The sequence below is a fragment of the Curtobacterium sp. LFS084 genome, assembly GCF_047977705.1.
Classification (GTDB): Bacteria; Actinomycetota; Actinomycetes; order Actinomycetales; family Microbacteriaceae; genus Curtobacterium.
The window spans coordinates 68,116-88,389 of the sequence record NZ_JBFPFM010000012.1 but is presented as its reverse complement, the minus strand read 5'-3'; the positions used below and the strand labels follow the sequence as shown (position 1 = coordinate 88,389).

Here is a 20,274-nt window from a genome sequence, read left to right as displayed (position 1 = left end):
CCCGCGGCCCGCGGCGCGCCCCGCGCCGCGCCCCGCCCCGCGGCCCGAGACTCGGCTGGGCGGACAGTTTCGCGGCCGTGACGCCGCGAAACAGTCCGCCGGCCCGAGACTCGGCCGCACACCAACCACCACCACGAGGGACCGATGACGAGCACGACCGCCGCAACGCCGGGCACGACACCCGTGCCGAGCAACGCGGCGCGCGTCCTCCGGCTCGTGCACGAGGAGGGGCCGATCACCCGTGCCGAGGTCACCCGGCGCACCGGCCTGAACCGCTCGACCACCCTCACCCTCGTCGGCGAGCTCGTCGAGCGGGGCCTCCTGCACGAGGAGCTGCCGACCGCCGGCACTCCCGGCAGCGGGGTCGGCCGCCCGAGCCCGGTCGTCCGGGCAGCGGCGGACGTGGTCGCCGCCGCCGTCACGGTCGAGGTCGACGCCGTGTCGGTCGCCCTCGTCGGACTCGACGGCACCGTGCGCACCCGGCTCGTCGAACCACAGCGCCGTCCGCCGACGCCCGGTGAAGCGGTCGAGACCGTCGCCTCGATGCTCGACCGGATCCGTCCGGCGTCGGCGGGTTCCGCGACCCTCCGACTCGTCGGGATCGGGGTCGCCGTGCCGGGGACGGTCCGGGTGGAGGACGGGACCGTCCAGTACGCACCGCACCTCGGCTGGCACGACGCACCCTTCGCCCGGCCGCTCGCCGACCGGACCGGGCTGCCGGTGCGTGCCGCGAACGACGCCAACCTCGGTGCCTGGGCCGAACGACTGGCCGGCAGCGGCCGCGGGGTCGACGACCTGGTGTACCTCAACGGTGGCGCGAGCGGCATCGGCGGCGGGGTCATCACCGCCGGCCGGCCGCTGAGCGGGGCCGACGGCTACGCGGGTGAGCTCGGCCACACCTTCGTCGCGGGGAACGGCATCCGCTGTCACTGCGGGGCGGTCGGGTGCCTCGAGACCGAGGCCTCACGCGACGCCCTCGCCGCGGCGACCGGGACCGCTCCGGACGACCTCGTCGCCCTCGCCGCGGCGCTCGCCGAGGAGCGACCCGAGGTCGAGCGGGTCGTGGACCGCCAGGTGGCCGCCCTGGCCACGGCGCTCCGCAACGCGATCCACACCGTGAACCCGTCGATCGTCGTGCTCGGCGGCTTCCTCGGGGTCCTGCTCGACCACGTCGGGGACCGGATCCTCGACGACGTGCGCGCGCAGTCGATGACCGGGACCGCCGACCGGCTCCGGATCGTGCCCGCGGCGCTCGGGGCGGACGTACTCGTGCACGGCGCCGCCGAGATCGCGTTCGGTGCCCTGCTCGGCGACCCGGACCGGATCAGCGACGCCGTGCCGGCAGTCGGCGCAGTGTCGGCCGTCGCCGCAGGGCCGACCGCCACCGCGGTGCCGACGACCGCCGCAGTGCGGGCAGTCGCCCCGGTGCCGCCCGCCACCGCCACCGCCACCGCCACACACGACCGCACGACCACCCACCCGTCCGGCCGCGACGACGCGGCCGAGGAAGCGAGAACCCCATGACCTCCACCCAGCGCGTCAGCGTGCTGCTCGGCACGCAGGACCTCACCGTCGAGGACCGCCCCGTCCCCGCGGTCGACCCGGGGGACGTGCTCGTCCGGGTCGCCGCCGTCGGCGTGTGCGGCTCCGACGTCCACTACTACCGGCACGGCCGGATCGGGGACTTCGTGGTCGAGGAGCCCCTCGTGCTCGGCCACGAGCTCTCCGGCACGATCACCGCGGTCGGCGAGGGCGTCGACCCGTCGCGCGTCGGGGAGCGGGTGGCGATCGAGCCGCAGCGCCCCTGTCACCGCTGCGCCCAGTGCCTCGCGGGGCGGTACAACCTCTGCCCGCACATGCGCTTCTACGCGACGCCGCCGGTGGACGGGGCGTTCGCCGAGTTCGTCACGATCGAGTCCGAGTTCGCGCACACCCTGCCCGACTCGGTGTCGTTCGAGGCCGGGGCGCTGCTCGAACCCCTCTCGGTCGGGATCGCCGCCGTCCGCAAGGCCGGCATCGTGCCCGGGTCGAGCGTGCTCATCGCCGGCGCCGGCCCGATCGGCATCATCTGCGCCCAGGCCGCGCGGGCGTTCGGTGCGTCGCGCATCGTCATCAGCGACCTCGTCCCGGAGCGCCGCGAGCGCGCGCTGTCCTACGGTGCGACCGAGGCCGTGGACCCGACGGTCGTCTCGGTCGCGTCCGACCTGCCGCCCTTCGACGCCTTCATCGACGCCAGCGGCGCACCCCGCGCGGTGTCCGACGGCATCAAGGCGGTCGGACCGGCCGGTGCCGCCGTCCTCGTCGGGCTCGGCAACTCCGAGATGACGCTGCCGGTCGAGCACATCCAGAACCTCGAGGTCACCGTCACCGGCATCTTCCGCTACACCGGCACGTGGCCGGTCGCCATCGAGCTGGTCGCCTCGGGCCAGGTGGACCTGGACTCCCTCGTCACGGGTCGCTTCGGCCTCGACGACGTCCGCGAGGCCCTCGAGAGCGACACCGACCCGGCGTCCCTCAAGTCCGTCGTCTACCCCGGCGGCACGCCGTCCGGAGCGTGACCGGACGACGGACGGGAGGCGCGGGGCGGGCCCGCACCGCGCCTCCCGTCCGTCCCGTGGTCCCCACCAGGGCACGCGACGCGCGTCGGGACGCCACCACTGGGGCCACCGTCCGGACACCGGGACGCGCTACGGTTCGCGCATGACGGCTTCACCCGCGGCTGCAGTGCCGCAGCGCACCGACCGGCGCGCCCTCGTGTCGTGGGCCCTGTGGGACTGGGGCTCGGCGGCGTTCAACGCGGTCGTCACGACGTTCGTCTTCAGCACCTACCTGGCGAGCCGCGCGTTCGTGGACCCGGCGCTCGTCGGCGACACCTCCGCCGCCGGGAAGGCGCTCGTCGAGCGGGAGCTCGCCCACAACGCGGCCGTGGTCTCCACCGCCCTCACGATCGCCGGGATCGTCGTCGCCCTGGTCGCTCCGGCCGTGGGCCGGCTCGCGGACTCCTCCGGACACCGACGCCGGTCGGTCCTCATCGCCACGATCGGGATCGCGCTGTCGATCGGCGGCATGGTGTTCGTCGCGCCGAGCCAGCCGTACCTGCTGCTCGGAGCGGCCCTGCTCGGCATCGGGACCGTGGCGTACGAGATCGCCAGCGTCGGCTACAACGCGATGCTCGGTCAGGTCGCGTCGGGGGAGCAGACCGGACGTGTCTCGGCGATCGGCTGGGCGGCCGGGTACTTCGGCGGGATCGTGCTGCTGGTCGTCCTGCTCGTGCTCTGCATCCAGGACTTCGGCGGCGGCGACGTCGCGGGGCTCCTGCACCTGCCCGCGACCGTGGTGTCCGGGCAGTGGGACGTCCGTGTCGCGATCGGCATCGCCGCCGTGTGGCTCGCCGTGAGCTCGATCCCGCTGTTCGTGACCGTCCCCGAGGCCGCACCCGACCGCTCGCGCAGCGGCAGCCTGCTCGGGGCGTACCGGGACCTCGGGCGGGACATCGCCCGGCTCTGGCGCGAGCGCCGGAACGTCCTGGCGTTCCTGCTCGCGAGCGCGGTGTTCCGTGACGGTGTCGGCGCGGTGTTCACCTTCGGCGGCATCGTCGCCGCGCAGGTGTTCGGCTTCAGCCCCTCGCAGGTCATCCTCTTCGCCATCGCGGCGAACGTCGTCGCGGGCATCGCCACCTTCCTGTCCGGCCGGCTCGACGACCGGTTCGGTTCACGCGCGATCATCACCGTCTCGCTGATCGGGCTCGCGGTGTGCGGCATCGGCGTCTTCGCGGTCGGGAACGTCACCGCGGGCTTCTGGGTGCTCGGGCTGACGCTGGCGCTGTTCGTCGGGCCGGTGCAGTCGTCGTCGCGGGCGTACCTGGCGCGGCTCGCGACGCCCGGCCGCGAGGGCGAGCTCTTCGGGCTCTACGCCACGACCGGACGGGCGGCGTCGTTCCTCGCCCCGGCGCTGTTCGGGGTCGCCGTCACGGTCGGCGGGTCGACGCGGTACGGGATCCTCGGGGTCGTCGTGGTGCTGGTGGCCGGGCTCGTGCTCATGGCGTTCGTCAAGCGGGAGCCGGTGGTCGCGCGCTGATCCCGTGCACGCCGGTGGTGGCGGTGCTATCGTCGCGGACGTCCAGGGGGAACGACGGGGGAACACATGGGGGCCGCAGCACTGCGGATCGAGTCGGAGACGCTCGCAGCGGTCGCGACCGCGCTGACCGACGCCCGGACCGCACTCGGGGCGGACACCGCCCGGTTCACGGGCCTCAGCACCGGTTGCCTCGGCGTGCTCGACGTGATCAGCCGCACCGCGGGTCTCTCGCTCGCCCACCAGGGCATGATCGACGCAGTCGACGCCGCCCTCGAGCAGGCCGCCGTGGGGACACGGTGTACTTCAACTTGAACACCGAATCGCTCCGCAACGTCGCTCGAGCAACATTCGAGGACGGTCGAGGGATGACTCCCGCGGATGCTGCCACGCCGACTGTGTTGGACGACTGGGCGAATACACCGGGTGGACCGAGCCTGGGAGGGCGTCGATGAGATCCAGACCCGTGCTGAAGGCGGTCGCCGTCGTCATGACAGGACTCGCCTTGTCGAGCTGTGCGATGAACCCACCAGGAGAGGAAACGTCCATGGCCTCCGTCCCGACGGCCCAGCAGCAAGGCAGCGCCGCGGAAGCGTACGTCGAGAAGACGATGCGCGCTTCCGGTGCGGAATGGGACGAAGCCCAGAGCGAGTCGTACGCTCAGGATTGCGTGCTCGAGGGTGGGAGTCGCGGGGCCCTGTTCAACGTCACACGGGTCGGTGGAGGAGTGCCGGACCCGAAGGCCACGCAGCGGCTGGTCGGGGCCGCGTGGGAAGCGGACGGTCTCGACGTGCAGTACTCGACGGACTCCTACAACGACGGGAGCCCGCAGTACGTCGTCAGCGGAACCGGCGGTCGGGTGGCGAGTGTGCAGTTCGGCGCTGGGTCGCATCGCAGTACGATCTCGGCTGTTTCACGATGCGGTACCGGAGATGCGGCAGATCTGGGTTGATCGCGCCGTCGCGCGGCGCTTGTGGTCGGCGCTGTGAGGGGGCGGGCGTCCGTGCTGGTCGCGGTGGTCGTCGTGGCATCGATGACTGCCTGCGCCCCCGGGTCGAGCGAGGGGAACACCGCGCGGGCTGCACCGACCGCAGAGCACCAGCGCCGACAGGCAGCGGACTACGTCGAGGAGACGATGCGCCGTTCCGGAGTCGACTGGGACGCGGACCAGTCCGAGGAGTACGCGCAGGACTGCGTGCTCGCGGACGGCTCGGCGGGCGCCCTCTACAACATCGTCCGGACCGGCGCGGGCGTCGACGACCCGGAGGCCGTGACCAAGTCGGTGGGCGCAGCCTGGGCGGCGGACGGATTGACGGTGAAGTACTCGACGGACGAGATGACGTCCGGCGCGAAGCGGTACCTGGTGAACGGTGGTGGTGGCGGCGCCGTCGAACGCATCCAGTTCGGGGCTGCGACGACCAAGAGCACCATGAGCGGCGTGTCGAAGTGCGGCACCGGGAACGCCGCGGACCTCGGCTGACCGCGCGCCTCGCAGCCGGACTCGTTCGACACCCGACGGGATCGAGACGGTGAGCGGACGCGCCCGAGGCGCGGCAGCGGGGACGGCGCTCGCCCTGACACTGACGCTCGCAGCGTGTGCCGCTCCGCCGACCGGCGGCACCCCGGTTCAGAGCACACTGAGCACGCCGACCGTCCAGCACCAGCGCGATCTCGCTGCCGCGTACGTGGACGCGACCATGCAGACCTCGGGCGTCACGTGGGACGACTCGCAGGCGAACGAGTACGCCCAGGAGTGTCTCCTCGGTGAAGGCACGTCCGGAGCGCTCTCCAACCTCGCCCGCATCGGCTCGGGGGTCTCGGACCCCGAGGGTGCGGTGCGGACCGTCGGCAGGTCGTGGGCTGCGGACGGATTGACCGTCCGGTACACCGAGTCCTCGCTCAACGACGGCAACCGGCAGTTCGTCGTCACGGGGGCTGGTGGTGACGTCGAACGCATCCAGTTCGGGGCGGCGACCGGGCGCAGCTCGCTCGTCGCGGTGTCGCACTGCGGGACCGGGAACGCGGCGGACCCCGGCTGACACCTGCCGTCGGACGGTGCCAGGAGGCGCGGTGTGGGCCCGTCCACCCGCTGCGGTTGCGCGCACGGTTGCGACGGTCGGGCGGTTCCGGCGGACTCCGCAGCGCGCGTGCGCCAGGATGGAGCCATGACCGACCAGCGCATCGCCGTCGTCGTCCTCGCCGCCGGGCAGGGCACGCGCATGAAGTCGTCCACGCCCAAGGTGCTGCACCGCCTCGCCGGGCTGCCGCTCATCGCGCACGTGCTCCGGACGGCGTCGTCCCTCGAGCCCGAGCACGTCGCCGTCGTCGTGCGGCACGAACGGGAGCTCGTCGCGGCCGAGGTGACCGAGCGGGCGCCCGACGCGATCGTGGTCGACCAGGACGACGTACCCGGCACCGGGCGTGCGGTCGAGGTCGCCGTGCAGGCCCTCCCCGCCGACTTCGAGGGGGCCGTCGTGGTGCTCTCCGGCGACGTCCCGCTGCTCGACGCGGCGTCGCTCCGAGCACTCGTGGACGCCCACGTCGGCGGGAGCAACGGCGCCACCTTCGTCAGCGCGATCGCCCCGGACCCGACCGGACTCGGCCGCATCGTCCGTGACGCCGACGGGACGTTCGTCGGGGTCGTCGAGCACAAGGACGCGACGGCCGAGCAGCTGACGATCACCGAGGCGAACGCGGGGATCTACGCGTTCGACGTCACGCACCTCCGTGCGGTCCTGCCCTCGCTCACCACTGCGAACGCGCAGGGCGAGAAGTACATCACCGACGCACCGGCGCTCATCGGGGCCCGGGGCGCGCGCATCGACGTCGTCACGCTGACCGACCCGTGGCTCGTCGCCGGCATCAACGACCGTGCGCAGCTGTCCGACGCCGCGCGGGTGCTGAACGCGCGCATCGTCCGTCGGCACCAGCTCGCCGGCGTCACGGTGCAGGACCCGGCGACGACGTGGATCGACCTCGACGTCTCGATCGAACCCGACGCCGAGATCCTCCCGGGCACGCAGCTCATCGGCGCCACCGCGATCGCCTCGGGCGCGGTCGTCGGGCCGGACACGACCCTGCGGGACACCGAAGTCGGCGTCGGAGCCGTGGTGAACCGCGTCGACGCCACCCTCGCGGTCATCGGCGACGGCGCCTCGGTCGGGCCCTTCGCGTACCTGCGGCCGGGCACGATCCTCGGCGACGGGGGCAAGATCGGCACCTTCGTCGAGACGAAGAACGCGACGATCGGCCGGGGCAGCAAGGTGCCGCACCTGTCGTACATCGGCGACGCCGAGGTGGGCGAGGACTCGAACATCGGCGCGAACACCATCACGGCCAACTACGACGGGGTGCACAAGCACCGGACCGAGGTCGGCTCGAACGTGCGCACAGGGTCGCACAACGTGTTCGTCGCCCCGGTTAGGATTGGTGACGGAGCGTACACCGGCGCGGGTACGACCGTCCGCAAGGACGTCCCTGCCGGGTCGCTGGCGATCAGCTACGCCCCACAGCGCAACACCGACGGATGGGTCGAGGAACACCGACCCGGTTCGCCGGCAGCCGAGGCCGCTCGGCGCGCGAACGGCGAACAGATCTGACGGCTCTCGGGCCGATCAACACGGCCCCGCGGGGTCAGGGAGTGAGCACCGCACTTGTCCGGAATCAAAACGACCGGCCAGAAACGACTCGTCCTCGTCTCGGGGCGGGCACACCCGGCGCTCTCGGCCGAGATCGCCGAGGAACTCGGCGTGGACCTCGTCCCGACCGATGCACGGACCTTCGCGAACGGGGAGCTCTACGCCCGCTTCGACGAGTCGGTCCGCGGCTGCGACGCGTTCGTCATCCAGTCCCACACGGCACCGATCAACGAGTGGCTCATGGAGCAGCTCATCATGGTCGACGCCCTGAAGCGTGCCTCGGCGAAGCGCATCACCGTCGTCGCGCCGTTCTACCCCTACGCCCGTCAGGACAAGAAGGGCCGTGGGCGTGAGCCGATCTCGGCACGACTCGTCGCCGACCTGTTCAAGGCCGCCGGTGCGCACCGCATCATGAGCGTCGACCTGCATGCCGCGCAGATCCAGGGCTTCTTCGACGGCCCGGTGGACCACCTGTTCGCCATGCCCGTCCTGCTCGAGCGCTTCCAGCAGACGCTCGACCCCTCGACGCTGACGGTCGTCTCGCCGGACATGGGCCGCGTCCGCGTCGCCGACATCTGGTCGGAGAAGCTCGGCGCGCCGCTCGCCATCATCCACAAGCGCCGCGACCCGCTCGTGCCGAACCAGGTGTCCGTGCACGAGATCGTCGGTGACGTCTCGGGTCGCGTCTGCCTGCTCGTCGACGACCTGATCGACACCGGTCGCACCATCGCCAAGGCGGCCGAGGCGCTCAAGGCGGCCGGAGCGACGGGCGTGGTCGTCGCTGCGACGCACGCGGTGTTCTCCGACCCGGCGACCGAGCTGCTGCAGAGCGAGTTCATCGACCGGGTCGTCGTCACCGACACTCTGCCGCTGCCCGAGGACAAGCGCTGGGACCGCCTCGAGGTCCTGCCGATCGCACCGCTCATCGCCCGCGCCATCCACGAGGTCTTCGACGACGGGTCGGTCACCTCGATGTTCGACGGCGCCGCTTGACCGCACCCGTGCGTGACGCGCTCGCGGCCCGACTCCGGGCCGCGGGCAGCGTCTTCGCCGAGGACGAGGCCGACCTGCTGCTCGAGGCTGGCGACGGCGACGCGGTCCGCCTCCGCGCGCTCGTCCAGCGGCGGCTCGGCGGCGAACCGCTCGAGTACGTGCTCGGTTGGGCGGCCTTCGACGGGCACCGCCTGCGCGTGACGCCGGGTGTCTTCGTGCCGCGTGCCCGCACCACGGTGGTCGTGGAACAGGCTGCTCGGCGGTTGCGCCGCTACGACCGGGTCGTCGACCTCTGCTGCGGTGCCGGGGCGATCTCGGTCGCCCTGCTCCAGCGTGTGGGTGCGCTGGACCTCGTCGCGTCGGACGTCGATCCGGCGGCGGTCGACGTCGCGGCCGAGAACATCGGCGACCGCGGCATCGTCGTGGCCGGCGACCTCTTCGCGCCGCTGCCGGACCGGTTCCGTGGCGTGGTCGACGTCATCGCCGTGAACGCCCCCTACGTGCCGACGGCGTCCATCGCCACGATGCCGTCCGAGGCCCGCGACCACGAGCACCGGGTCGCGCTCGACGGGGGAACGGACGGCCTCGACCTGCACCGGCGGATCGCCGCGGGTGCGGGGGAGTGGCTCCGCCCGGGCGGCGCTCTCGTCATCGAGGTCTCCGCCGGGCAGTCCGAGGCGTCGGCAGCTGCCTTCGCGGCGGCCGGGTTCCAGGTGTCGGTGGAGTCGGACGACGAGGTCGACGGCACCTGCGTCGTGGCGACGCGTCCCGCCTGACGCGACGCCAGTCGCGGGGCCGAACCGCGCCTCCTGTCCGACCCGCGTCTCCGGTCTGATCCATGCCTCCGGTCCGACCCGCGCCGCCGTCTGCGGCACAGCCGGTCAGCCGGTCAGGCGGTCAGGCGGCGCGGACCTCGACCGTGTGCCATCCGCTCGCGCCGTTCGGTGCGGGCGGCCGTTCCACGCTCGTCTGCACTTCGCCGTCCGCGCTCACGGCTCGGACCTGGATCCGGTGCGATCCCTTCGTCGGGGTCCAGCGGTAGACCCACTGCCGCCACGTGTCCGCCGAGACGGAGTCCGCGAGGGTTGCCGTCTCCCACGCCCCGTCACCGATCCGGACCTGCACGGCCTTCACCCCGGTGTGCGGCTGCCAGGCGACCCCGGCGATCGCGACGGTCGTCCCGGCGTCGACGGTCGAACCGGCACGCGGGGTGTCGATGCGCGACTCCAGCTTGACCGGGCCACGCTCCGACCAGCCGCGAGGCGTCCAGTAGCCCTGTGCATCGGCGAAGCGGGTGATCTCGAGCTCGGTGACCCACTTCGTGGCGGAGACGTACCCGAAGAGTCCGGGCACCACCATGCGCACCGGGAAGCCGTGTTCCGGCGGCAGTGGCTCGCCGTTCATCCCGACCGCCAGGAGCGCCGTCGTCCCGGCGTCCTGCAGCACGTCGAGCGGCGTCCCCGCGGTGAACCCGTCGACGCTGCGCGACAGCACCATGTCGGCGCTCGCGTGCGGCGCGGCCCGCTCGAGCAGCTTTCGGATCGGGTAGCCGAGCCACAGCGCGTTCCCGATGAGGTCACCCCCGACCTCGTTCGAGACGCAGCTGAGGGTCGCGTGGTGTTCCTCGAGCGGGAGGGCGAGCAGGTCGTCCCAGGTCAGCTCGACCTCGTGGTCGACCGCGCCGTGGATGCGGAGCTTCCAGTCGGCGGTGTCCACCGACGGCACGCGCAGCGCAGTGTCGATCCGGTAGAAGTCGCTCGTCGGCGTGACGTACGGCGTGATGCCGGGTACGTCGAGGGACGCTCCCGCCGGGACCGCGGGCGCCGCGGTGGCAGGGGCGGGCAACCGGATCGCCCGCCGTGCCGCGGCGGTGGCCTGCGCGGCGGCGGTCCCCAGTCGTGCAGCGCCACCGACAACGACCGCGACGGCCGCCGCCGTGACGCCCCAGACGAGGAATGCGCGCCGTTCGGCGGACGCGGGCCGCGCGGCCGCCGACGGCACGGCTGCGGCGGACTCCCACCGACGGAGTCGGGCGGTGAGGAGTCGGAGCACGACGACGGCTGCCGCGACGCCGAGGACCGAGGGGGCACCGTCCAACGTGCCGCTGCCGGAACGGGTGGTGACGGCCAGGAGCGAAAGGACACCGCCGACGGCGAACACGACGGCGCCGAACGGCGGGCGCGCACGCTCGAGCACACCCGCACCTGCGCTGACCGCCGCGACGATCACGGACATCAGGACGAACAGGGCGATCTTGTCGCCGGTGCCGAACAGCGACACCATGAGGTCCTTCGCGCCGGGCGGGGCGAGGTCGATGACCGCCGACCCGACCGCGACGAGCGGGCTGCCTGCACCGCTGAGCACGAGGGCTCCGAGTTCCGCGGCGGCGAAGAACGCGAGCGCGGCGACGATGCCGATCGCGGCAGCGAGCAGTCGGGGGCGCGGGACCGCCGCGGGGGCGGGCGCGAGATCAATGGTCACGAGCCGAGCGTAGGTCGACCCCACCGCGTGTGTGCTGACAGTCGCGCACGCGGTAGACGGGACTGACGGCGGGAGCGCCTGTGGAGGACCCGTACCCCGACCACCGACCCGCATCCCCACCGACCCGCATACCCACCGACCCGCCCCGTCCACCGGTTCGTCGGGCGTTCACCGGCACCGGCCAGCCGACGGCAGGTGGACCATGCGAGGATCGGGGTGTGCTGAGGCGTCCCGATCATGTCCCGGGCTTCGGTCGCGCCCGGCGGCGGAACCGCCACCCGATGTCGCAGGCACGGCGGCTCCTGGTGCTCCGCTGGGTCATCGTCGGGGTCTGGGCCGCGCTGCTCACCGCACGCATCATCGTCGTCTCCACCACGCCCGACGCCGACCTGACGTACTTCGGTGTCGCCGAGGTCGCCGTGATCGGTGCCGGCCTCTTCGTCATCGCCGGTGCCGTGCTGCGCGGCTGGTCGCTCCGCCGCCGGCACGAGGACGAGGCGCTCGCACTCGCGATCCGTCGGATCGACCCGACGGTGTGGCTCGTCCCGGCAGTGCCGACCCCCGAACTGCGAGCCTCCGTCGCATCCGTGCGTCCCGACGTCGCCCTCGGGCACCGGGTCACCTGGGCGTTCGGCGCGACCGAGGCGTCGCTGTGGGAACTCGAGGAACGCCGAGCCACCAGACTGCTCGTCATCCGGTGGAGCCGGATGGTGCACGTCGGGCTCGAGGACGTGCACGGCGACGGCCGCTCGTGGGCGATCGCGATGCACTACGTCCGGCCCGACGACACGACCGCGGTGGCGACCTTCTTCGTCCGCTCGGCACCGGGTTCCAGACGGATGCTCGGCCGGGGGCCCCGGATGGAGCGGCTCGTGGCCGACCTCGCGCGCGAGCGCATCGTGGCCTGACCGCGAGACGGGAGCGCGAGCGGCGGAACGGACCACACCGCGAGCGGCGGGACGGACGACACCGCGAGCGGCGGGACGGACGAAAAACGGAAGGCCCCGCCGACCGACGGGGCCTTCCGTGTGGAGCGCGCTAGTGGGTCGAGGGCTCCTGCTCGACCTCGCGGCGGTCGGCGTCCGACCACAGCGTGTGGAAGGTGCCGTCCTTGTCGATGCGCTGGTAGGTGTGTGCGCCGAAGAAGTCGCGCTGTCCCTGGATGAGCGCGGCCGGCAGCCGGTCCGAGGCGAGCGAGTCGAAGTACGCCAGCGCCGACGAGAAGCCAGGCGCCGGGATCCCCGAAGCCGCGGCGATGCCGACGATGCGACGCCATGCGGCTTCGCCTTCCTGCACGGCGTTCGCGAAGTACGGGTCGACCAGCAGGCTCTCGAGCTTCGGGTTCTTGTCGTACGCCTCGACGATGCGGTTGAGGAACTGCGCACGGATGATGCAGCCGCCGCGCCAGATCTTCGCGATGTTGCCGAGGTCGATGTCCCAGTCGTACTCCTTCGCCCCGGCGATGATGAGGTCGAAGCCCTGCGCGTACGCGACGACCTTCGAGGCGTAGAGCGCCGCACGGACGTCGTCCTCGAACCCGTCGGGGACACGGGCGATGTCGGGACGGTCGGGGAACGCCTGCTGCACCGCGGCGCGCTGCGTCGGCTTCGACGACACCGCCCGGGCGAACACGGCCTCGCCGATGCCGGACACGGGGATGCCGAGGCCGACGGCGTTCTGCACGGTCCAGACGCCGGTGCCCTTCGACCCGGCCTCGTCGCGGATGACGTCGACGAGCGGCTTGCCGGTGTCGGCGTCGCGCTGCTTGAGGACCTCGCCGGTGATCTCGATCAGGTACGACTCGAGGTCGCCCTTGTTCCACTCGTCGAAGACCTTGACGAGGTCCTCGACGCTCAGCCCGCCGACGCGGCGGAGCAGGTCGTACGACTCGGCGATGAGCTGCATGTCGGCGTACTCGATGCCGTTGTGCACCATCTTCACGAAGTGGCCGGCGCCGTCGGTGCCGATGTGGGTCACGCACGGCTCGCCCTCGGCGACCGCGGCGATCGACTTGAGGATCGGACCGAGGGTCTCCCAGGCCTCCTTCGACCCGCCGGGCATGATCGAGGGACCCTTCAGCGCGCCCTCCTCGCCGCCGGAGATGCCGGTGCCGACGAAGTTGAGGCCCTTCTCGCGCAGGTCGTGCTCGCGGCGGATGGTGTCGTGGAAGTTCGCGTTGCCGCCGTCGACGATGATGTCGCCGTCCTCGAACCGCTCGGCGAGCTGCTCGATGACCGCGTCGGTGCCCTTGCCCGCCTGCACCATGATGATCGCGGTGCGGGGCTTGGACAGCGAGGCCACGAAGTCGTCGATGGACTCGGACGCGATGAAGCCGGCGTCGGCGTGCTCGTTCAGCAGTTCCTCGGTGCGGGCGTACGTGCGGTTGTAGACCGCGACGGTGTTGCCCTCCCGCGAGGCGAGGTTCCGAGCGAGGTTCGAACCCATCACCGCCAGACCGACCACGCCGATGTTCGCCTGTCCGTTGTTCTCTGCCACGAGGTCTCCTTCGTCCTGTCGTTCGGCACCAACCTACGGTCCGCAGCCTGGGACCGCCCGGGTGTTACGGCAACTGGGGACGACTGTTCACCGGCCCAATACGGTGGAGGGATGACCGAGCGTGCTGTCCTCCCGCCCCTGCTCGTGATGGGGGTCTCCGGTTCCGGCAAGTCGACGATCGGGCAGGCCCTCGCCGACGCCCTCGCCGCCGACGGGCAGCCGACGGTCTTCGTCGACGCGGACGATCTGCACCCCGCCGCGAACAAGGAGAAGATGCGGCAGGGCATCCCGTTGACGGACGAGGACCGCTGGCCCTGGCTGGACGCCTGCGCCGCCCGGATCGCCGAGGTCGAGGACTCCGGACACCGCTGCGTGATGGCGAACTCGGCGCTCAGGCGCGCGTACCGGGACCGGCTGCGCGGATCGGCACCGACGCTCGTGATCGCCTTCCTCGACGGGTCACACGACCTCATCGCCGACCGTCAGGCGCACCGCCACCACGAGTACATGCCGAGCTCGTTGCTCGACTCGCAGTTCGCGACGCTCGAGCGACCGCAGCCGGACGAGGCCGCCGTCACCGTGTCGATCGAGGGATCGGTCGACGAGACGGTGGCGGCGATCCTCGCCGCGCTGTCGGTCACTTCCGGCTGAGCTCGGACAGGCGCGAGCGGTACTCCTCGGCGTCGATGTCACCCCGGGCGAAGCGGTCGGCGAGCACCGACCGCGCGTCGGACCGCGCCCGCCAGCTGCCCCGCCGGAACACCCCGAACACGAGGAACACGACCAGGAACGCGACGAAGAAGAACGCGGGGAAGACGAAGAACGGGAACCCGCCGTGCCAGTAGGGCGCGGTGGCGGCGATGGTGGTGAGCATGGTGACCTCCTGTGGTCGGTTCGGCGTCGCTGTCACGACCCTCCAAGACTCGGTACCGGAGGCGCGGTGCGCGTCCGTCCCGCAGCCCCACTTCCGTCTGCTCCCGCCGTCGTAGTGCCCGTTCTCCTCCACACCCGGCTGCTCCCGCGGGAGTAGTCCACAGGTCGTGCTCCCTCCCGATGCCGCGGGCGGGAGCCGACCCTAGGCTCGAGCCATGGACACCGACCGGACCCTCGCCGACCCGGCGACCGACGACCCCAGCTGGCGCGGGCGCCGTCGGTTCGCCCGGGTCGGACGAGTGCTGCCGGTGGCGTTCCTGCAGGTCCCCGGGACGCTCGTGGCATCGCGGTGGGCATCGGGCGCAGCCGACGGGTCCGCGGGCGGTCCGCCCTGGGCGCGCGGCGTCGCGGGCGGCCTCCAGCCCGTCGAGATCGGTCCGGCGGCCCTCGCCCTGCTCGTCGTCGGCGTCGTGGTGCTCCCGTGGCGGTGGCGGTTCCCCCGCTCGGTGCTCCTCGTGACCCTCGCGACGACCGTGGGGTACGCCGCCCTCGTGAGCCCGCGGGGCCCCTTCGTCGCCGCGCTCACCATGGCGCTGGCGAACGCGTGGCTGCGCGGACACCGGTGGTGGGCGACCGCCGCGGCCGGGGCGGCGGTGGTGCTGCTCCCGTCCGCCGATCCCGTGCTCGGACGCTCCCCGGTCCTCGACCTCGGCGCGGTGCTGCTCGCGGTCGCCTGGGCGACCGTCACCCTCGCGGTGTCGGAGCTCGTGCGCGTCCGACTCGAACGGGTCGCGGAACGCCGGCGGCAGCGTGCCGAGGCCGACCGGCGTCGCGCCGCCGACGAGCGGGTGCGGATCGCCCGCGAGCTCCACGACTCGGTCGCGCACAGCATGTCGCTCATCAACCTCCAGGCCGGGGTCGCCCTCCACCTCGGCGCCGACCTGCCCGACCAGACGCGGGGTTCTCTCGCCAACATCCGTGACTCCAGCCGCGAAGCCCTCGTCGAACTCCGCACCATCCTCGGCGTGCTGCGCTCCGTCGACGGAACCCCCGACCGAACCACCAACGGAGCCTCCGACGGAGCCGAGCGCACCCCGACCGCCGGCCTCGACCGCGTCGCCGACCTCGTGGAACGCGCGCGAGCCGCCGGTGTCGACGTCGGGCTGACCATCGACGGCGATCGTTCGACCGTGCACGGCATCACGGACCGGAGCGCGTTCCGCATCGTGCAGGAGTCGGTGACCAACGTCATGAAGCACGCCCCCGGGCACCGAGCCGACGTGACGATCTCGATCGGTCCGGACGTCGTCGACCTGGTCGTCGCCGACCGCCCGTCGGGCCCCCGATCGGCCGACGTCGGCTCGAGCGGACCGCTCGCCCCGACCGGCAACGGGATCATCGGGATGCGGGAACGTGCGAACGCCGTCGACGGCACCCTGTCCGCCGGCCCGACGACCGACGGCGGCTGGCGGGTGGCCGCCCGCCTCCCGGTGGTCGGTCCCGACCGAGAGGACCCCCGATGACCACGGACCCCACCGCCCCGGGCCCGATCCGCGTGCTCCTCGTCGACGACCAGGTTCTCGTCCGCGCCGGACTGCGTGCGCTCGTCGACGCCGAACCCGGGATGACCGTCGTCGGTGAGGCGGGTGACGGCAACGCCGCGGTGGACGTCGCACGGCGGGAGCGCCCCGACGTCGTCCTCATGGACATCCGGATGCCGGGCACCGACGGGCTCGCGGCGACGCAACGGATCTCGGCCGACCCCGACCTGGCCGGCGTGCACGTGGTCGTCCTCACCACCTTCGAAGAGGACGACTACGTGTTCGAGGCCATCCGTGGTGGGGCCGCCGGCTTCCTCGTGAAGGACACCGAACCGGCCGAACTCCTCCGGGCGATCCGGACGGTCGTCGCGGGGGAGTCCCTGCTCTCGCCCCGGGCGACCCGCTCCCTGGTCGAGGCGTACGCCACGCACGCCAAACCGTCGTCCCTCGCGCCGGAGCTCGACGTCCTCACCGATCGCGAGCGCCAGGTCATGCAGCTCGTCGCCGTCGGGATGACGAACGCCGAGATCGCCGAGCACCTCTTCGTCAGCCCGATGACCGCGAAGACCCACGTCTCCCGGGCGATGATCAAGCTCGGTGCCCGTGACCGCGCCCAGCTCGTCGTCTTCGCCTACGAGACCGGCCTCGTCACCCCGGGCTGGCGCCCGTGAACACCCTCGTGGCAGGTATCACGAGTGATACCATCAACTGCATGGCCATGACGCTCCGACTCGACGACGACGAAGCCAGCGCGCTGCGGAAGCGCGCTGATCTCGAAGCGCGCTCGATGCAGGAGATCGCCCGGGCCGCGATCCGTGAGTACATCGAGCACCACAGCCGGAGCGACCTGATCGACAGCATCCTCGACCGCGAACTCCCGCGGTACGCCGAGGCGCTCGACCGGCTCGGCAGGTGATCCACCTCACGACCGACGAAGCGCTGCACATCGCTCGTCGAACGCTCGGCGACGGGTTCCTCCTCCGCGACGTCGGGCTGCTCGAAGCTGCCGTCGCACGCCCGGCGACCTCGGTCGGCGGCACTGACGCCTACCCGACCATCGTGGAGAAGGCTGCGGCGCTCGTGCACTCGGCGGTACGGAACCACGCCCTCGTCGACGGCAACAAGCGCGTCGGACTCATGCTCCTCGTCGTCTTCCTCGGCATGAACGGACGACGGCTGACCGCGACGAACGACCAGGCCTACGACTTCATCATCGCCGTCGCAGAAGGGCGCCTCGACGCAATGCCCGAGATCGCTCGAGTCCTCTCCGAGCTCGTCGAGTCCGCCGACTGACGGCGGACACCGCGGCAACGCACGGCAACGGCTGCGGGACCGCGGCACCCCGGGTTGCATGGACCCCATGTCCTTCACCGGGTTCGGCGTCGTCGCCGGAGCAGCACTGACCGAGGCCGTCCGTCGCGCGGGCGCCGACCACGTGGAGCCGACGATCGCGGGCAACCTGGCGGTGCCGTCGGACGACGTCTCCGGCTGGACGCGTAACGAGGTCTACGCCGGAGGCCGGTTCGGCTCGTTCGCGATCCTCGTCCCCGGTGCCCTCCGGCTGCTGACCGCCGACCCCGACGCGGTGCGCGCGTACTTCGCGGCCGTCCTCCCCATCGTCCGCTCCGTCGCCGAACCGGGCGCGAAGATCGTGTTCGGTTCAGGGACCGCCCGCACAGCGCCCGACGGCATGCCCGGCGCCGAGGCCCTCCGCCGGTTCGCCGAGGTGCTCCGCACGGCCCGGGACACCGCTGCCGCGTCCGACCTGCGCATCGTCCTCGAACCGCTGAGCCGTTCGGAGACGAACGTCCTGCACTCCGTCGCCGAGACCGTCCGGTTCCTCGACGAGGCCGGCGTCGACGGGGTGGACGTCGTCGCCGACCTCTTCCACATCCGGAACGAGGGCGAGTCGCTCGATGTCCTCCGCGAGCTCGGCACCCGCATCGGCCACGTGCACGTCAGCGACCGTGACCGTCGCCCGCTCGGGGCCGCCGGGGGCGACGACGTGTGGCGCGACTTCCTCGCCGCCGTGCACGACGGCGGCTACCGCGGCTCGGTGTCGCTGGAGTGCCCCTGGTCCGGCGACACCGCGACCGCCGAGCAGGAGATCGCTCGATCGCTCGGACTCCTCCGCCGATCGGGTGCCATGCTCGGGGCATGACGATCGAGGTGCGCCCCGCGACGCCCTTCGACGACGTCCGGACGATGGTGGGTCCGAAGCGCCCGGACGCGACCGTGTGCTGGTGCCTGAGCTACCGCATCCCGTCGGCGGAGAACCGGGCCCTCAGCGGCACTGCCCGTGGGGATCGCGTCCGCTCGCTGCTCGACGAGGACCTGCCGCCCGGTGTCCTGGCGTACGACGGCGACGAGGTCGTCGGTTGGGCTGCGGTCCACCCCCGCCCGGACACCACGTTCGCGCGCAACCGAAAGGTCCCGCACCTCGACGATCCGGACGACCGGAGCGTGTGGAGTGTCTGGTGCATCCGGGTGCGACCGGGCCACCGGGGCGGGGGCATCTCGCACGTGCTCCTCGCGGGCGCGGTCGACTTCGCGCGTGACCACGGCGCCCGGGTGCTCGAGGGGTACCCGGTCGACAACCGCGGCGAGGAGGTCGACCTCACGATGGCGTACGTCGGCACCCGCGCCCTGTTCGAGCACGCCGGCTTCGAGCACGCGGCGGACACCACCTCGGTGCTGAACGGTTTCCCCCGCGTGCTCGTGCGGCGGACGCTCTAGAGCTTGAACGTCGCCTTCGGGATGTCCGACACGATCCGACGTGCCGTCCGCACCGCGTCCTCCTCCGACAGCTGGTGCGTCACCACGAGTGACGCCAGGTAGGCCGCGTCCGCCCGTCGGGCCATGTCGTGCCGCGCGGGGATCGAGCAGTAGGCGCGGGTGTCGTCGATGAACCCCGAGGTCTTCGTGAACGACGCCGAGTCGGTGATCGCCGCCCGGTAGCGGCCGATCGCTGCGGGGGTGTCGATGAACCACCAGGGAGCGCCCGCGTAGACGGCGGGGTAGAAGCCGGCGAGGGGCCCGATCTCGCGCGAGAAGACGGTCTCGTCGACGGTGAACAGCACGAGGTGGAACCCCGGCGCCGTGCCGAAGGACTCGAGCAGGGGACGCAGGGGCTCGGTGAACGAGCCGACGGCGGGCAGGTCGTGCCCGGTGTCGGGTCCGAAGCGCTCGAGCGTGGGCGCGTGGTGGTTCCGCAGCACACCGGGGTGGAGCTGCATGACGAGACCGTCCTCGACGCTCATCTCGGCCCAGCGGTAGAGCATGTCGTGCCGGTACGCGACGGCCTCCGACGGGGTCACCCCGGACGGGCCCTGCATCGCGGCCGCGTGGATCCGCGAGCGCTCCGAGGCCGACAGCGGTGTCGACCCGGCGTCGAGGACCCCGGTGTCGGTGGCGGTGGCACCGTGCTGGACGAAGTACTGGCGACGTGCGCGCAGTGCCGCCAGCAGCCCGTCGTGGGTCCCCGTGTCGATGCCGGCGGCCTCCCCGATCGACGCGACCACGTGCCTCCAGTCCGACCGCGACGGGTCGAAGACGGCGTCCGCGCGGAACGTGGGGACCACCCGGCCGGTGAACGTGGGGTCGGCGGCGAGCCGCGCGTGCGCGGCGAGGTCGGCCGTCGGGTCGTCGGTGGTCGCCAGCACCTCGATGCCGAAGGCGTCGAACAGGGCGCGGGGACGGAACGCGGGCGTGGTGAGCAGCTCGGCGATGTGGTCGTACTGGGCGTCCGCGTTCGCGGCAGACGGCTGCTCCGTCAGGCCGAAGACGTCGTGCAGTTCCGTCTCGAACCAGTAGCGGACCGGGGTGCCGAGGAAGTCGTCCCAGTGCTCGGCCAGGTTCCGCCAGACGGTGCGACCGGTAGGCACGGCACCGGTTCCCGACAGGTCGACGCGACCCAGCGCCTCCAGTCCGACACCGTTCGCGTGCAGGAGCCGCAGGACGTAGTGGTCCGGGGTGATGAGCAGCGACGCGGGGTCCTGGAACGGCTGGTCGTCCGCGATGAGCGTGGCGTCGACGTGTCCGTGCGGCGAGATGATCGGCGCGTCCTTGACGGCGTCGTAGACCGTGCGGGCGACCGCTCGCGCTCCCGGTTCTGCGGCGAAGAGCCGGTCCGGGTGCGGGGCGAGCGGTGTGGCGGTGGTGGTCTGGGTCATCGTCGA

At 72.3% G+C, this 20,274-nt stretch carries 22 protein-coding genes; 18 read left to right on the top strand and 4 right to left on the bottom strand.

Annotation, left to right across the window (positions count from 1 at the left end):
* Positions 1 to 144: 144 nt before the first annotated feature.
* From ACNQOV_RS09290 to ACNQOV_RS09245, 10 genes are all read left to right on the top strand, one after another.
* Positions 145 to 1,524 carry an ROK family protein gene (locus ACNQOV_RS09290; protein WP_416394281.1) on the top strand — a complete coding sequence of 460 codons (1,380 nt, stop codon included), beginning with the start codon at positions 145 to 147 and terminating at the stop codon, positions 1,522 to 1,524.
* Positions 1,521 to 2,558 (top strand): NAD(P)-dependent alcohol dehydrogenase, encoded by a 1,038-nt coding sequence (locus ACNQOV_RS09285; protein WP_416394280.1) that lies wholly within the window; start codon positions 1,521 to 1,523, stop codon positions 2,556 to 2,558. Before ACNQOV_RS09290 ends, ACNQOV_RS09285 begins: the two co-directional genes overlap by 4 nt.
* A gap of 142 nt (positions 2,559 to 2,700) precedes the next feature.
* Positions 2,701 to 4,077 (top strand): MFS transporter, encoded by a 1,377-nt coding sequence (locus tag ACNQOV_RS09280; RefSeq protein WP_416394279.1) that lies wholly within the window; start codon positions 2,701 to 2,703, stop codon positions 4,075 to 4,077.
* A 66-nt stretch (positions 4,078 to 4,143) separates the two neighbouring features.
* A complete protein-coding gene (locus tag ACNQOV_RS09275; RefSeq protein ID WP_416394278.1) occupies positions 4,144 to 4,389 on the top strand; it encodes a hypothetical protein in 246 nt (81 codons plus the stop codon).
* A 232-nt stretch (positions 4,390 to 4,621) separates the two neighbouring features.
* Positions 4,622 to 5,026, top strand: coding sequence for a hypothetical protein (locus ACNQOV_RS09270; RefSeq protein ID WP_022906249.1), 405 nt, complete (start codon positions 4,622 to 4,624; stop codon positions 5,024 to 5,026).
* Between the two features lie 72 nt (positions 5,027 to 5,098).
* Entirely contained in the window at positions 5,099 to 5,554 is a 456-nt protein-coding gene (locus ACNQOV_RS09265) for a hypothetical protein (RefSeq protein WP_148286882.1), read from the top strand.
* Between the two features lie 49 nt (positions 5,555 to 5,603).
* Complete coding sequence (locus ACNQOV_RS09260) at positions 5,604 to 6,113, top strand: hypothetical protein (RefSeq protein ID WP_416394277.1); 510 nt, start codon at positions 5,604 to 5,606, stop codon at positions 6,111 to 6,113.
* 126 nt (positions 6,114 to 6,239) lie between these two features.
* Positions 6,240 to 7,673, top strand: coding sequence for a bifunctional UDP-N-acetylglucosamine diphosphorylase/glucosamine-1-phosphate N-acetyltransferase GlmU (gene glmU, locus ACNQOV_RS09255; protein ID WP_022907052.1), 1,434 nt, complete (start codon positions 6,240 to 6,242; stop codon positions 7,671 to 7,673).
* Between the two features lie 54 nt (positions 7,674 to 7,727).
* Positions 7,728 to 8,705, top strand: coding sequence for a ribose-phosphate diphosphokinase (locus ACNQOV_RS09250; protein WP_022907051.1), 978 nt, complete (start codon positions 7,728 to 7,730; stop codon positions 8,703 to 8,705).
* Positions 8,702 to 9,481, top strand: a complete 780-nt coding sequence (locus ACNQOV_RS09245) for a putative protein N(5)-glutamine methyltransferase (RefSeq protein WP_416394276.1) — start codon at positions 8,702 to 8,704, stop codon at positions 9,479 to 9,481. The genes ACNQOV_RS09250 and ACNQOV_RS09245 overlap by 4 nt, the downstream gene beginning before the upstream one ends.
* A 121-nt stretch (positions 9,482 to 9,602) precedes the next feature.
* Here ACNQOV_RS09245 and ACNQOV_RS09240 read toward each other — a convergent pair whose 3' ends face one another.
* Positions 9,603 to 11,186 carry a molybdopterin-dependent oxidoreductase gene (locus ACNQOV_RS09240; protein ID WP_416394275.1) on the bottom strand — a complete coding sequence of 528 codons (1,584 nt, stop codon included), beginning with the start codon at positions 11,184 to 11,186 and terminating at the stop codon, positions 9,603 to 9,605.
* A 281-nt stretch (positions 11,187 to 11,467) separates the two neighbouring features.
* On the opposite strand from ACNQOV_RS09240, the gene ACNQOV_RS09235 reads away from it, so the two are divergent.
* Positions 11,468 to 12,094 (top strand): hypothetical protein, encoded by a 627-nt coding sequence (locus ACNQOV_RS09235; protein WP_416394274.1) that lies wholly within the window; start codon positions 11,468 to 11,470, stop codon positions 12,092 to 12,094.
* A gap of 130 nt (positions 12,095 to 12,224) precedes the next feature.
* Here the strand turns inward: ACNQOV_RS09235 and gndA are convergent, their stop codons facing one another.
* A complete protein-coding gene (gndA, locus tag ACNQOV_RS09230) occupies positions 12,225 to 13,682 on the bottom strand; it encodes an NADP-dependent phosphogluconate dehydrogenase (RefSeq protein WP_416394273.1) in 1,458 nt (485 codons plus the stop codon).
* 111 nt (positions 13,683 to 13,793) lie between these two features.
* Here gndA and ACNQOV_RS09225 point away from each other — a divergent pair, with 111 nt between their 5' ends.
* Positions 13,794 to 14,333 (top strand): gluconokinase, encoded by a 540-nt coding sequence (locus tag ACNQOV_RS09225; RefSeq protein ID WP_416394271.1) that lies wholly within the window; start codon positions 13,794 to 13,796, stop codon positions 14,331 to 14,333.
* On the opposite strand, the gene ACNQOV_RS09220 is transcribed toward ACNQOV_RS09225, so the two are convergent.
* The gene (locus ACNQOV_RS09220) at positions 14,320 to 14,556 is read right to left on the bottom strand and encodes a hypothetical protein (RefSeq protein WP_416394270.1); all 237 of its coding nucleotides are present in this window, start codon (positions 14,554 to 14,556) and stop codon (positions 14,320 to 14,322) included. The two genes, ACNQOV_RS09225 and ACNQOV_RS09220, sit on opposite strands and share 14 nt — an antisense overlap.
* Positions 14,557 to 14,770: 214 nt before the next feature.
* On the opposite strand from ACNQOV_RS09220, the gene ACNQOV_RS09215 reads away from it, so the two are divergent.
* The 6 genes from ACNQOV_RS09215 to ACNQOV_RS09190 all read left to right on the top strand — a co-directional run bounded on the left by ACNQOV_RS09215 (position 14,771) and on the right by ACNQOV_RS09190 (position 18,832).
* Positions 14,771 to 16,078, top strand: a complete 1,308-nt coding sequence (locus tag ACNQOV_RS09215) for a sensor histidine kinase (RefSeq protein WP_416394269.1) — start codon at positions 14,771 to 14,773, stop codon at positions 16,076 to 16,078.
* The gene (locus ACNQOV_RS09210) at positions 16,075 to 16,767 is read left to right on the top strand and encodes a response regulator (RefSeq protein ID WP_416394268.1); all 693 of its coding nucleotides are present in this window, start codon (positions 16,075 to 16,077) and stop codon (positions 16,765 to 16,767) included. Before ACNQOV_RS09215 ends, ACNQOV_RS09210 begins: the two co-directional genes overlap by 4 nt.
* A 41-nt stretch (positions 16,768 to 16,808) precedes the next feature.
* On the top strand, positions 16,809 to 17,012 hold the full coding sequence (locus tag ACNQOV_RS09205) for a hypothetical protein (protein WP_402264725.1): 204 nt from the start codon (positions 16,809 to 16,811) through the stop codon (positions 17,010 to 17,012).
* On the top strand, positions 17,009 to 17,389 hold the full coding sequence (locus ACNQOV_RS09200; RefSeq protein WP_416394267.1) for a type II toxin-antitoxin system death-on-curing family toxin: 381 nt from the start codon (positions 17,009 to 17,011) through the stop codon (positions 17,387 to 17,389). Before ACNQOV_RS09205 ends, ACNQOV_RS09200 begins: the two co-directional genes overlap by 4 nt.
* A gap of 67 nt (positions 17,390 to 17,456) precedes the next feature.
* Positions 17,457 to 18,257 carry a sugar phosphate isomerase/epimerase family protein gene (locus ACNQOV_RS09195; protein WP_416394266.1) on the top strand — a complete coding sequence of 267 codons (801 nt, stop codon included), beginning with the start codon at positions 17,457 to 17,459 and terminating at the stop codon, positions 18,255 to 18,257.
* Positions 18,254 to 18,832, top strand: coding sequence for a GNAT family N-acetyltransferase (locus ACNQOV_RS09190; RefSeq protein WP_416394265.1), 579 nt, complete (start codon positions 18,254 to 18,256; stop codon positions 18,830 to 18,832). Before ACNQOV_RS09195 ends, ACNQOV_RS09190 begins: the two co-directional genes overlap by 4 nt.
* On the opposite strand, the gene uxaC is transcribed toward ACNQOV_RS09190, so the two are convergent.
* Complete coding sequence (gene uxaC / locus ACNQOV_RS09185) at positions 18,829 to 20,268, bottom strand: glucuronate isomerase (protein WP_416394264.1); 1,440 nt, start codon at positions 20,266 to 20,268, stop codon at positions 18,829 to 18,831. The two genes, ACNQOV_RS09190 and uxaC, sit on opposite strands and share 4 nt — an antisense overlap.
* Positions 20,269 to 20,274: the final 6 nt, after the last annotated feature.